The 12,545-nt window shown below is 66.5% G+C and carries 8 protein-coding genes; 6 read left to right on the forward strand and 2 right to left on the reverse strand.

Annotation, left to right across the window (positions count from 1 at the left end):
* Positions 1 to 73 precede the first annotated feature (73 nt).
* The 5 genes from P0M04_RS26905 (at position 74) to P0M04_RS26925 (ending at position 4,417) form a co-directional block, all read left to right on the forward strand.
* Complete coding sequence (locus P0M04_RS26905) at positions 74 to 1,366, forward strand: GDSL-type esterase/lipase family protein (RefSeq protein WP_259452717.1); 1,293 nt, start codon at positions 74 to 76, stop codon at positions 1,364 to 1,366.
* A gap of 110 nt (positions 1,367 to 1,476) precedes the next feature.
* On the forward strand, positions 1,477 to 2,880 hold the full coding sequence (locus P0M04_RS26910; protein ID WP_259452716.1) for a selenium-binding protein SBP56-related protein: 1,404 nt from the start codon (positions 1,477 to 1,479) through the stop codon (positions 2,878 to 2,880).
* A 7-nt stretch (positions 2,881 to 2,887) separates the two neighbouring features.
* A complete protein-coding gene (locus P0M04_RS26915; protein ID WP_259452715.1) occupies positions 2,888 to 3,541 on the forward strand; it encodes a hypothetical protein in 654 nt (217 codons plus the stop codon).
* 51 nt (positions 3,542 to 3,592) lie between these two features.
* The gene (locus P0M04_RS26920; protein WP_371877397.1) at positions 3,593 to 3,952 is read left to right on the forward strand and encodes a DUF1304 domain-containing protein; all 360 of its coding nucleotides are present in this window, start codon (positions 3,593 to 3,595) and stop codon (positions 3,950 to 3,952) included.
* 18 nt (positions 3,953 to 3,970) lie between these two features.
* Positions 3,971 to 4,417, forward strand: coding sequence for a GNAT family N-acetyltransferase (locus P0M04_RS26925; RefSeq protein WP_259452714.1), 447 nt, complete (start codon positions 3,971 to 3,973; stop codon positions 4,415 to 4,417).
* 45 nt (positions 4,418 to 4,462) lie between these two features.
* On the opposite strand, the gene purL is transcribed toward P0M04_RS26925, so the two are convergent.
* Positions 4,463 to 8,503, reverse strand: a complete 4,041-nt coding sequence (gene purL, locus P0M04_RS26930; RefSeq protein WP_259452713.1) for a phosphoribosylformylglycinamidine synthase — start codon at positions 8,501 to 8,503, stop codon at positions 4,463 to 4,465.
* Positions 8,504 to 8,686: 183 nt separating this feature from the next.
* Here purL and P0M04_RS26935 point away from each other — a divergent pair, with 183 nt between their 5' ends.
* Positions 8,687 to 10,366, forward strand: a complete 1,680-nt coding sequence (locus P0M04_RS26935; RefSeq protein WP_259452712.1) for a tetratricopeptide repeat-containing response regulator — start codon at positions 8,687 to 8,689, stop codon at positions 10,364 to 10,366.
* Between the two features lie 18 nt (positions 10,367 to 10,384).
* Here P0M04_RS26935 and P0M04_RS26940 read toward each other — a convergent pair whose 3' ends face one another.
* The gene (locus P0M04_RS26940; protein ID WP_259452711.1) at positions 10,385 to 12,514 is read right to left on the reverse strand and encodes a galactocerebrosidase; all 2,130 of its coding nucleotides are present in this window, start codon (positions 12,512 to 12,514) and stop codon (positions 10,385 to 10,387) included.
* Positions 12,515 to 12,545 lie beyond the last annotated feature (31 nt).

Raw genomic sequence — 12,545 nt, forward strand, 5'->3', positions numbered from 1 at the left:
ATGAAAAAAGCGCTCCTCGTGGGCGCTTTTTTTTGACTAATTTGTTCGACCAAACAACAAACTAGAGACACCCATGACACTCCGCCATTCCGCCGCCCTCATCCTGTCCGCGCTCGCCGCAAGCGCAGCGACGGCAGCCTCCACCCTGCCCCTCTACGTGGGCCAGCCGCTGGCCGGCGCCAAAGTCCTGTACGGCGACTTCGACGTGCAAAAAACGCTGGACGGCGACAACGGCCGCATGGACGACGATCCGAAGCTGAAGAACGCCGTCGTCGAAGCCCGCCGCACGAACAAGGATGCGGCCGGCGACGCGCTCGGCCTGGCCTGGAAGGATGCGTGGTTCTCGACCCTGCGCGTGGAGAGTGCCCCGCTCGACCTGCGTCCGTATCTGGCCAGGGGCACGGTGTCGTTCGACCTGAAGGTGAACGAGCTGGCGAAAGGCGGCCTGAACTTCCGCATCGACTGCGGCAACAACTGCGAGCGCAAGGTCCCCGATGTGATTCCAGCGCGCGCCGCCGAGGGCAAGGGTTGGCAGCACCGGAGCTATGCGCTGTCGTGCTTCTACCGCAAGGGCGACGACTTCAGCGCCGTGACGAAACCGTTCGCGCTGGACGGCACGGGCGCCGGCAACGTCGAGATCGCCAACATCCGCATCGACATGGCGGGCAAACCGAACCAGGCGTGCCCGGACTACCGCACGGCCAGCGTGACGCCGTCGCCGCTGAACGAGTCGTGGTCGCTCGACTGGTGGATGCCGCGCCATGAAGAGAAGCTGGCCGAGATCGCGCGCCGCAAGGCCGCCGGCGAGCGCACGGAACTCGTCTTCATCGGCGACTCCATCACCCACCACTGGGAAAAGGAGCAGCCGGAGCTCTTTAAAACGTTCTACGGAAGGTACAGCGCACTGGACCTCGGCTACGGCGGCGACCGCACGGAAAACGTCCTGTGGCGCCTGCAGCATGGCGAGATCGACGGCATAGCCCCGAAGGTCGCGGTGCTGATGATCGGCACGAACAACACCGGCTTCCGCCAGGAAGCGCCGGAACTGATCTACGCCGGCATCAAGCGCGACATCGCGGAAATCCGCAAGCGCCTGCCGAAGACGAAACTCCTGCTGCTGGCGATCTTCCCGCGCGGCGAGAAGCCGGACGACACCCTGCGCGTCCTGAACGAGAAGGTCAACGCGATGCTGCCCAGGCTGGCCGACAACAAGCACGTGTTCTTCCTCAACATGAACAAGGCATTCCTGGCGGCGGACGGCACGCTGTCGAAGGACATCATGCCGGACCTGCTGCACCCGAATGCCGAAGGCTACAAGATCTGGCAGCGCGAGATGCAGCCGGAGCTTGACCGCCTGATGCGCTGACTTCTGATCTCACACAACAAGGGCAGCCACTGCCCTTGACGGCGCCCGGGCAAGCGCTCAGCCTTGAATGTCTCGGCCATCCCGGCCGAGACTCATTCCTGGGGGCTATGATGCTGCAGACCTTGCGTCCCGATCCCACCTTTCACCCATCGGCGCGGCTGGCGATGGAAGCGGCACCTGAACTGCTGGCGTACACGGCGCTGTTGTCGCCGGACCGTTCGCAGCCCGACGCGCTGGCCGTCGTCGACCTCGATCCGCAATCGGCCACGTATGGCTCGGTGATCAACCGGCTCGTCATGCCCTACGCCGGCGACGAATTCCACCACTTCGGCTGGAACGCCTGCAGTTCGGCGCTGTCGCCCATGTCGGGCCATGCCTTCCTGCAGCGCCGCTACCTCGTCATTCCCGGCATCCGCTCGTCGCGCATCTACATCGTCGACACCCAACCCGATCCGCGTGCGCCACGACTGGTCAAGACGATCGAACCGGAAGAACTGATGCGCAAGACGGGGTACTCGCGCCCCCATACCGTCCATTGCGGCCCCGAGGGCATCTACATCAGCACCCTGGGCGGGGGCGCGGACGGCACGCAGGGCCCGCCGGGCGTCTTCATCATGGACTGCGAGAGCTTCGAGATACTGGGTCGCTGGGAAATCGACCGCGGGCCGCAGCAACTGCAATACGATTTCTGGTGGAACCTGCCGCGCGACTATATGGTGTCGAGCGAATGGGGCCTGCCGCCGCAGTTTGAGAACGGCATCGTCGCCGAAGACCTGCTCGCCAACAAATACGGCCATTCGGTACATTTCTGGAACCTGCGCGAGCGCAGGCATGTGCAGACCATCGACCTGGGCGCCCACCACCAGATGGCGCTCGAGATCCGCCCGGCGCACGATCCCACACGCGAATACGGCTTCCTTGGCGTTGTCGTCGATACGACCAATCTGGAAGGCTCCATCTGGACCTGGTACCGCGAGAACGGCACGTTTCACATCAGGAAGACGGCCACGATACCGGCCGAGCCGGCCGACCCGGCCCTGCTGCCGCCGCTGCTGAAAGGCTTCGGTGCGGTACCGCCGCTCGTCACCGATATCGACCTGTCGCTCGACGACCGCTTCCTGTATGTCGCGTGCTGGGGCACCGGCGAGCTGCGCCAGTACGACGTGACCGATCCGATGAAGCCGACGCTGGCGGGCAGCGTACGCATCGGCGGCATCGCGCAGCATGCGCAACACCCCAACGGCCGGGCTTACGGCGGCGGCCCGCAGATGACCGAGATCAGCCGGGACGGCAAGCGCGTCTACTTCACCAACTCCCTCTACAGCAGCTGGGACACGCAGTTCTATCCGGACGGCGTACCGGGCGTACAGCTGATGTGCCACGTCGGCGCGAACGGCGGCATCGAACTGGACCCGTCGTTCCACGTCGACTTCGGACCGCATTACGCCGCGCACCAGATTCGCCTGCAGGGCGGCGACTGCTCGACGGATTCGTTCTGCTATCCGTCGGCTTGAGCACGGTTTGAGCACAAGCGCACTCTGGCTGACCGTTGTCGCGCTTGGCCTCTATCACGGCATCAATCCGGCGATGGGATGGCCGCTGGCGGTGGCCAACGGCATGGCGGAGCAGCGCGCCCGTGCCGTCTTTGCCACCCTGTTGCCGCTGGGTGGCGGGCACTTCATGGCGATCGCCGTCGCGCTCGCGCCGTTCGCCTGGCTCGGCTGGTATCTGGAATGGAGCCGTGCCATCCGCATCGGCGCCGGCGCGGTGGTGCTGCTGTTCGGCGCCTTCAAACTCATCAATCGGCGCCACCCGCGCCTGCTCGCACGTATTCCGCCGACCCGGCTTGCGTGGTGGTCGTTCCTGATGGCCACTGCCCACGGCGCGGGATTGATGCTGGTGCCGTTCATGCTCGGCCTCTGCGCGGCGCCCGCCGCCGATGGAACGGGCCATGGCGCCGTGATGAACTTCATGGCGCGGGCCAACATGGATACCGCGCTGCTGGTCGCCGCCGTGCACACCCTCGCAAGCCTCCTCGCGGGCATCGGCATGGCCTGGCTGGTCTATCGCTATCTGGGCCTGCGTTTCCTGCGGCACGCCTGGCTCAACGTGGAGGCGGCCTGGGGCGCCAGCCTGGTCCTTGCCGGTGCTACCGGGATCTGGCTGGCGGTGTAATGGCGACCGAGTTGCTGTACAGTACGTACATTTCTATTAACCGGAATAAACATGCTGCTGATCGCCACCCTGCTCACCGCCATCGTCATCGCCATTCACGTCTACATCGTGCTGATCGAGACCGTCCTGTTCCGCACGCGCGGCAGGAAGGTGTTCGGCATCAAGGAAGACCGGGTGGACGCGCTCGCGCCGCTGATGTCGAACCAGGGGTGCTACAACGGGTTCCTGGTGGCCAGTCTGGCGGTGGGGCTGCTGCATCCGGACGCGGTCATTGGACGTGCTTTCGTCGTGTTCGGACTCGTGTGCGTGGCCGTCGCGGGCGTGTGGGGTGCGGCGACCGTGTCGCGCCGCATCCTCTTCGTGCAGACCGTCCCGGCCGCGCTGGCACTCGCTGCATGGCTGGCGGCTTGACACCCGGAGCCTGCGCCCATGATGAATTGGACTAAAGAAAACTACCTAGTGTCGACCGACAACAGCCTGCTCCAGCTCGACGTCATTCACCAGAACCTCAGCCGGACCACCTGGGCCGCGGGTATCGACGAGGCGACGGTGCGCACTGCCATCGCGAACAGCCTCAACTTCGGCCTGTACGACGACGGCCGGCAGATCGGCTACGCCCGCTTCATCACCGATCATGCGACGTTTGCCTATATGGCGGACGTGTTCGTCATCGACGACTATCGCGGGAAGGGACTCGGACGGTGGCTCGTCGAATGCATGCTGGACTATCCCGGCGTCGAGCGCTACCGGCGCCTGTTGCTGGCGACGACGAGCGCGGCCTGGCTGTACGAGAAGCTCGGGTTCACGACGCCCGACAATCCGAAACTCTTCTGGCACATCAACCGGCCCGACATCTACAAAAAGCGGCCGGCATGAAAAAAGCGCTGCCGAGGCAGCGCTTTTTGCTTTAAGTGACGGGGATCAGCCCACCCACTTCCGCGCATTCTGGAACATGCGCGCCCACGGCGAATCCTCGCCCCAGCCATCCGGATGCCACGACATCGTGACGGTACGGGCGACGCGCTCCGCGTGCGGCATCATCACGGTGAAGCGGCCGTCCGGCGTGGTGACGGCCGTGAGGCCTTCCGGCGAGCCGTTCGGGTTGAACGGATACGCCTCGGTGGCGGCGCCGCGGTTGTCGATGTAGCGCAGCGCCTTCACGACGTTGGCGATGTCGCCGGTCTGCGAGAAGTCCGCGAAACCTTCGCCGTGCGCGATCGCCAGCGGGGCCTGCGTGCCGGCCAGGTCCTGGAAGAAGATCGACGGCGAATCCATCACCTCGACCATGCCGAAGCGCGCTTCGAACTGTTCCGACTTGTTGCGGGTGAACTTCGGCCATGCCTCGGCGCCCGGGATGATGGACTTCAGGTTGCTCATCATCTGGCAGCCATTGCAGACGCCCAGGCCGAACGTGTCGCCGCGGCCGAAGAATTCGGCGAATGCCGCCTTCAGTGCCGGGTTGAACAGGATCGTCTTGGCCCAGCCTTCGCCGGCGCCCAGCACGTCGCCGTACGAAAAGCCGCCCACGGCGATCAGGCCCTTGAAATCGTCCAGCTTCGCGCGGCCGGCGATCAGGTCGCTCATGTGCACGTCGACGGCCTTGAAGCCCGCCTGGTGCATCGCCCATGCCGTCTCGATGTGCGAGTTGACGCCCTGCTCGCGCAGGATCGCCACCGTCGGACGCGCGCCCGTCGCAATGAACGGCGCGGCGATGTTCACGTTCGTGTCGTGCACGAGTTTCGGCGTGAAGCCCGGATCCTGCTCGTCCAGCAGGCGGTCGTACTCCTGGTCCACGCACGCCGGGTTGTCGCGCAGGCGCGCGATGCGCCAGCTCGTCTCGCTCCACAGGCGGTGCAGCTCGCTGCGGCGCTTGTTGTAGATGACCTTCGTGTCGCGCGTGAATTCCACGACGCCGCGGTCGTTGACCTTGCCGATGATGTGGCTGCAAGCGCCCAGGTCGAACGAACGGAGCACGTTCATCACGTCCGACTTCTCGGCCGTCTTGACCTGCACGACGGCACCCAGCTCTTCGCTGAACAGCGCGCGCAGGGTCAGGTCGTTGCGGCGCTCGCCCACCTGTGCCGCCCAGTTCTTGGCGTCGCCGTGGTCGGAGGCGTGCTCGCCTTCCATCGTCAGGATGTCCAGGTTGACGGAGACGCCGGCGCGGCCCGCGAAAGCCATCTCGCACAGCGTGGCGTACAGGCCGCCGTCCGAACGGTCGTGGTAAGCGAGCAGCTTGCCGTCGTCGTTCAGTTTCTGGATCGCGGCGAAGAAGGCCTTCAGGTCGGCCGGGTTGTCGACGTCCGGCGCGTCGTTGCCCAGCTGCTGCGTCACTTGCGCCAGCGCGGAGGCGCCGAGGCGGTTCTTGCCGCGGCCCAGGTCGATGAGGATCAGCGACGTGTCGCCCAGGTCCGTGCGCAGTTGCGGCGTCAGGGTCTTGCGGACGTCGGTGACGGGCGCGAAGCTCGACACGATCAGCGACACCGGCGACACGACGGCCTTGTTGTCGCCGTCTTCATTCCACGTGGTGCGCATCGACAGGGAGTCCTTGCCGACCGGGATCGACACGCCCAGCGCCGGGCACAACTCCATGCCCACGGCTTTCACCGTGTCGAACAGCGCGGCGTCCTGGCCCGGCTGGCCGCATGCGGCCATCCAGTTCGCGGACAGCTTGATCGCGGAGATGTCGGCGATCGGCGCGGCAGCGATATTCGTGATCGCCTCGCCGACGGCCATGCGGCCCGACGCGGCCGCGTCGATGACGGCGACCGGCGTACGCTCGCCCATCGCCATCGCCTCGCCCTTGTAGCCTTCGAAGCTCAGCGTGGTAACGGCGCAATCGGCCACCGGCACCTGCCACGGACCGACCATCTGGTCGCGCACGCTCATGCCGCCGACACTGCGGTCGCCGATCGTGATCAGGAACGATTTATCCGCGACGGTCGGCAGCAGCAGCACGCGGCGCGCCACTTCTTCCAGGTCCAGGCCCGTCACGTCGACCGGCTTGAACTGGTCTTTCACGTGCTCGACGTTGCGGTGCATCTTCGGCGGCTTGCCCAGCAGGACGTCCATCGGCATGTCGACCGGCGACGTATTCGTGATCGGGTCGATCAGGCGCAGCTGGCGCTCTTCCGTGGCAACGCCCACCGCCGCGAACGGGCAGCGCTCGCGTTCGCAGATGGCGGCGAAGCGCGGCAGGTCGTCCGGCGAGATTGCGAGGACGTAGCGCTCCTGCGATTCGTTGCTCCAGATTTCCTTCGGCGACATGCCGCTTTCTTCCAGCGGCACCTTGCGCAGGTCGAACGTGGCGCCGCGCTTGGCGTCGTTGGTGATTTCCGGGAAAGCGTTCGAGATACCGCCCGCGCCCACGTCGTGGATCGAGATGATCGGGTTCTCGGCGCCCAGCTGCCAGCAGCTGTTGATGACTTCCTGCGCGCGGCGCTCCATCTCCGGGTTGCCGCGCTGGACCGAGTCGAAGTCCAGGTCGGCCGTGTTGGTGCCGGTCGCCATCGACGACGCGGCCGCGCCGGCCATGCCGATGCGCATGCCCGGACCGCCCAGTTGCAGCAGCAGGCTGCCGACCGGGATGTCGTTCTTGTGGGTGTGCGCGGACGAGATGTTGCCGATGCCGCCCGCGATCATGATCGGCTTGTGGTAGCCGAACACGGTATTGCCGTTGATCGCGGTCGGGCCCACGTTCTGTTCGTAGACGCGGAAGTAGCCGCCCAGGTTCGGCCGGCCGAATTCGTTGTTGAAGGCGGCGCCGCCCAGCGGGCCGTCGACCATGATCTGCAGCGGCGACGCGATGCGTTCCGGCTTGCCGTAGACTTTATCGGCGCCCGTCTTGTCCGCGCTGTTGACGTTGGCTGCGTTTTCCCACGGCTGCACGGCATCCGGCAGGTACAGGTTCGACACCGTGAAGCCGGTGAGACCCGCCTTCGGCTTCGCGCCGCGGCCCGTCGCGCCCTCGTCGCGGATCTCGCCGCCGGCACCCGTCGAGGCGCCCGGGAACGGGGAGATCGCGGTCGGGTGGTTGTGCGTCTCGACCTTCATCAGCGTATGCGTCAACTCCGTGACCGGCGCGTATTCCTGGCTGCCGGCCTGCGGGAAGAAGCGCAGGGCTTCCGCGCCTTCCATGATCGCCGAGTTGTCGCTGTACGCGACGATCGTGCCCTTCGGCTGCAGCTGGTGCGTATTCTTGATCATCTGGAACAGGGATTTGTCCTGTTTCGCGCCGTCGATGGTCCACTCGGCGTTGAAGATCTTGTGGCGGCAGTGCTCCGAGTTCGCCTGCGCGAACATCATCAGCTCGACGTCAGTCGGGTTGCGCTGCACGCGCGAGAAGGCGTCGAACAGGTAGTCGATCTCGTCCTCGGCCAGCGCCAGGCCCATCGTGGCGTTGGCTTCGACGAGGGCGGCGCGGCCTGCACCGAGCACGTCGATCTGGTCCAGCGGACGGCTTTCCAGGTCCGTGAACAGGGCTTGCGCCTGGTCGGCACTGCGCAGCACCGTTTCCGTCATGCGGTCGTGCAGCAGCGCGGCAACGGCCTGGATCTCGTCGTCGGCAAGCTTTTTCGGCGCGCCGAAGCCCGTGCCGAGGATGCCGCTCTTCAGGACGACCTTGAAGGCGACGCCGCGCTCGACGCGGTGGATGTGGGCCATGCCGCAGTTGTGGGCGATGTCGGTGGCTTTCGACGCCCACGGCGAGATGGTGCCCAGGCGCGGGATCACGAAGAATTCCTCGGTGACGCCCTCGTACTGCGTTTCCGGCACGGGCTCCCCATAGGTGAGCATGGCCGTCAAGCGCTCGGTGTCCTCCGTGGACAGGGGGGCGCTTGCGTCGATGAAGTGGTAGTAGCGCGCCGAGACGTCGGCAATCGTCGGCGCGACGGCTTGCAGTTGCGTGAGGAGGCGTTGGCTACGGAAAGCAGAGAGGGCGTTGGAACCCGGCAGAATCAACATGGCTTGGAAGTCGGTTGATGCAGCGTGGCTGCGGGTGAAAGAAGCCCGGTATTATACAGCGTTGCCCCCTTTCCCGTCTGGCATGAGGCCCGCACGGGAGGCAAAAAGTTGCCGACCTTGCAGCTTACCGGTATCGTAGTGTCGAAAACGGCGCGACGCGCATCACGACGATCCTTGACACGCATGCCAGAAAACAGCTCATCCAGCCCAGCCGGCAATCCGCAGAACGTGCAGCTCAGCAGCCAGCTGAGCGTGCTGATTGTCGACCCGAATCCGGCGTTGCGTGCGAACCTGCAGAACATGCTCAACCAGTCGGGCGTGACGCGCATCGAGTCCGCGGTGAACGCCAGCACCGCGATCAAGGCGCTCGGCCGCAAGTCCTTCGACATCATCCTGTGCGAGTACGACCTCGGAAGCGGGACCACGAGCGGCGAGGGCCAGGACGGCCAGCAACTGCTGGAAGACCTGCGCCACCACCGCCTCATCCCGCCCTGGTCCATCTTCATCATGCTCACGGCGGAAGGCGCGTACGGCAAGGTGGTCAGCGCGGCCGAGCTCACGCCCACCGACTACATCCTGAAGCCGTTCACGGTGCAGGTGCTGCACGAGCGCATCCAGAAGGCCGTGGCACGGCGCGCCGCCCTCCTCCCCGTGTACCAGCTCATCGCGCAGGCCCGGCCGCGCGAAGCGATCGACGCTGCCATCGAATCGGCCCGCACGCGCCCGCACTACGCCCTCGACTTCGCGCGGCTGCGCGCGGAACTGCACGTGTCGCTGAAGGAGCACGAACTGGCCGAAACCGTGTACCGCGACGTGCTGGCGACAAAACCCGTGGGCTGGGCGCGGCTGGGGCTCGCGCGCGCCGTCGCCGCCCAGGGCCGCACCGATGAGGCCATCCCGCTGCTGGAACATATCGTGGCCGAGAATCCGCGCCTGATGGCCGCCTACGACCTGCTCGCGCGCTGCCAGCAGGAACGCGGCGACGCGGCCCTCGCCAAGAAGACCCTCGAAGATGCCGTCGCCATCTCGCCGTACGTCGTGCGGCGCCTGCGCCGGCTGGGCGAGGTGGCGCTCGAAGCGGGCGACACGGACGGCGCCGAGAAGTCGTTCCGGCAAGTCGTGACGCGTTCCCGTTATTCCGAATTCCGCAACCCCGAAGACCACGTGAACCTCGTCCGGGCGCTCGTCGGCAAGGGCGATCCGGCCGGCGCGTCGACCGTGATCCGCGACCTCGAACGCTCGCTGCGCGGCACCCCGGCGGCCGACGCGTGCAAGGCGATCTCGGTGGCGTTGCTGCACGATGCGGCCGGCAATGGCGCGGCCGCCGTCAAGGAGCTCAAGCTTGCGGTCGATGCCGTGCGCGCGGGCGGCACGCTGTCGCCCAACATGCGCGTGGGCCTCGCGCAAACCTGCCTCGCGCACCGCATGGACGACGAGGCGTCGGAAGTGATGCTCGGCGCGCTGAACGGCGGCGACGAGGCGCTGTCCGCGCAGCAGGCGCTGAACGTGTTCGTCCGCGCGGGCCGTCCGGACCTGGCGGACGGCATGGGCAAGCAGTTGCGCGCCCAGGCCCAGATCCTGCTTGGCGTGGCGGACGAGAAGCGCAACATGGGCGACGTGCGCGGCGCCGTCCAGACCCTGCTGGAAGCGCTGCACATGGCGCCGAACAACCTGCAGGTGATGATCGCCGTCGTTGGCGGCGTCCTCCGCCAGATCATGGAGATGGGCTGGGACCACCCGCTCGCCGCGCTGTCGGAAGAACAGCTGGAGCATATCCGCGCGCTCGATCCCGCGCATCCGAGGCTGGCCGCCCTGGATGCGGAGATGGAAGCGGCGAAGCGGAAGTACGGCATCGCGAACTGAACGCGGCCTGACCGGTGCTCAGCGCTTGCGGACGTACATCGGCGCCTGTCCTGGCAACGGCTTCGTCGGCGTCGGCAGCGCGCCGCCCACGCGGTTGACCACGACGTCCCGATAGTATGGCATGCTCAGGCCTGTCTGCGCGGGTCCCGCCAGCAGGCCGGCCATGCCTTTGCCGTACAGGGCGTCGTCCGCTTCCACGACGGGCTTGCCGTCCACAAAGCCGCGAATGCGCGCCCCGCTGAACTGCAGCTTCAGCGTATGCCAGCGGTCGGCGGCCGGTTTGCCGAGCGGCGCCCGTGCCAGCACCTTCTCGCCGCCCTCCGCCGCATCGTTCGCCGCCTTGATCAGCGCCTGCTGTTCGGCGTCGCCGACGAGCGCCTTCTTGTCCACCTTGCCGCGCACGACGACGAGGCGCGCCTCGCCCGCACCGTCCAGTTCCAGGTAATAGCCTTTCGGGAGCGCGCCATAGCCGCTGCCGACGTCGTTGATCCGGCCCATCACGGCCGCCGATTCGCCACGACCCACCCGTACTTCCGCGCTCACCTCGTAATCGGTCCAGCCGTCGTCGCCCAGGATCGTGTACGGCTTCCAGTCCGGCGCCCACGAATGCGGCCTGACCGGCACGCTTTGGCGCAGGCACGTGCGGCGATCGCCGGGGCACGGCGCCAGTTCGAACGCGCCTTCGATGTCGGCGAAGTAGCGCGGCAGGTACCCCCATGCGCGCGCATCGCGGTAACGCTCGAACGTCTCGCGGTACGGGAACGGGAAGGCCTGTTGCACGGGCACGGCGTCGAACCCGCCTTTTTGCTGGCCGCGCGTCGTCGTCAGCGAATAGATGGCGTCCGGATCGACCGTGAGCGCCACCGCGCCGCCCTCCGGATGCAGGTCCGCGACGTGCACGAACTGCGCCTTCGCATCGCTACGCCACACGGCCACGTCGTCCGTCGACAGGCCCGCGCCGACCGCCACGCGCACCGTTTGCGGCGCTTTTGCATGGCGGGTCTCGATGATCACGCTGTAGTCCGGGCCGGGCGCCTTCAGCGTCACGTAGCTGCCGCCGTCGGCAAGGCGACCGCTGCCCTGTGCCAGATACGTCCACCCGGCCGCCGTGAACTGACCGTAGTGCGCATAGGCCCACAGCTGCGGATTGATCTCGTAATGGCCGCTCCACGGCCAGTTGGCCCGGACCGCCGCCTCCTTCACGCCCGAATACGGCTCGAGCGTGTACAGGCCCGCGATGCCGTACCAGTTGACGATCTTCGTCACGCCGCTGTCGATCCAGTTCCGGTTGAACGCCTGGACGATCCCCAGCGCTCCGTCGAATCCGGCCACGTAGACGTGCTGCTCGGTATTCCAGATCGGCTTGCCCATGCCGGCCGCCGCCTCGCGCACCCAGGCGGGCACGATGTATTCGGGCGCGTTGATGTGGGCGCCGAGGATGTCGATCGCGTCGCGCAGGCCCGCATCCTTCGGCATGTCCTTCACAAAATCGAATTTGTCGTCGGGCCAGTTGTCGAAGCTGTGCAGCTTCACCTTCTTGAAACCGCCGGCGTCGAGGCGTGCGCGCAGCGTCTTCGCGAAGTCGTATCTGACGCCCCGTTCGTTGCGGCTGCCGATCGCATCGAGCTCCAGCCCGTACACGTCGCGCAGGCCCTTCAGCCAGCTGACGTAGTAATCGGCGCCGTCGGGCGAAAAGAAGTCGTGCTTGCCGCCGTCGTCGATCCAGCCGGGCGCGCTCCAGGCGGCGGCGTCCAGCGTCAGCGCGGGATTGCGCCGCTTCGCCTCGCGCAGCACCCACCAGGTATAGCCGCGGCCGTAGTCGACGTCCGTGCGGGTGTGGCGATGGCTGGGCATGGAGCCCTGCGTGGAATTGCCGTCGCCCGGGATCTCGACGATGAGCGCGCTGACCGATGCGCCGAACTTCGGCTTATACATCAGGTCGAGGATCTGGCTGCGCTGCGGTTCCGGATAATCCTTCAGCAGCACCGACGTCGCGCCGCCGCCGTCCACCACGCCGATGCCGTCAAAGCGCGTGCCGGGTGCGCGGCCGTCCAGCGTGATGGTCTGGACGTCGGCATGTGCAGGGAGCGCTGCCGTCAGCGTCACATTCAGCGCCAGGGAAAGGAGGAGGGTTCGTTGTCTGGTCATGGCCGCAGTATGGGCCGCGGCTTACGCAAAG

The sequence above is a fragment of the Telluria mixta genome (assembly GCF_029223865.1).
GTDB classification, from domain to species: Bacteria; Pseudomonadota; Gammaproteobacteria; order Burkholderiales; family Burkholderiaceae_D; genus Telluria; species Telluria mixta.

What these genes read in the sequence shown, in the direction of transcription:
- P0M04_RS26905 (WP_259452717.1), top strand. Translation starts at nt 74, where the DNA reads ATGACACTCCGCCATTCCGCCGCCCTCATCCTGTCCGCGCTCGCCGCA.
- P0M04_RS26910 (WP_259452716.1), top strand. Translation starts at nt 1,477, where the DNA reads ATGCTGCAGACCTTGCGTCCCGATCCCACCTTTCACCCATCGGCGCGG.
- P0M04_RS26920 (WP_371877397.1), top strand. Translation starts at nt 3,593, where the DNA reads ATGCTGCTGATCGCCACCCTGCTCACCGCCATCGTCATCGCCATTCAC.
- P0M04_RS26925 (WP_259452714.1), top strand. Translation starts at nt 3,971, where the DNA reads ATGATGAATTGGACTAAAGAAAACTACCTAGTGTCGACCGACAACAGC.
- purL (WP_259452713.1), bottom strand. Translation starts at nt 8,503, where the DNA reads ATGTTGATTCTGCCGGGTTCCAACGCCCTCTCTGCTTTCCGTAGCCAA.
- P0M04_RS26935 (WP_259452712.1), top strand. Translation starts at nt 8,687, where the DNA reads ATGCCAGAAAACAGCTCATCCAGCCCAGCCGGCAATCCGCAGAACGTG.
- P0M04_RS26940 (WP_259452711.1), bottom strand. Translation starts at nt 12,514, where the DNA reads ATGACCAGACAACGAACCCTCCTCCTTTCCCTGGCGCTGAATGTGACG.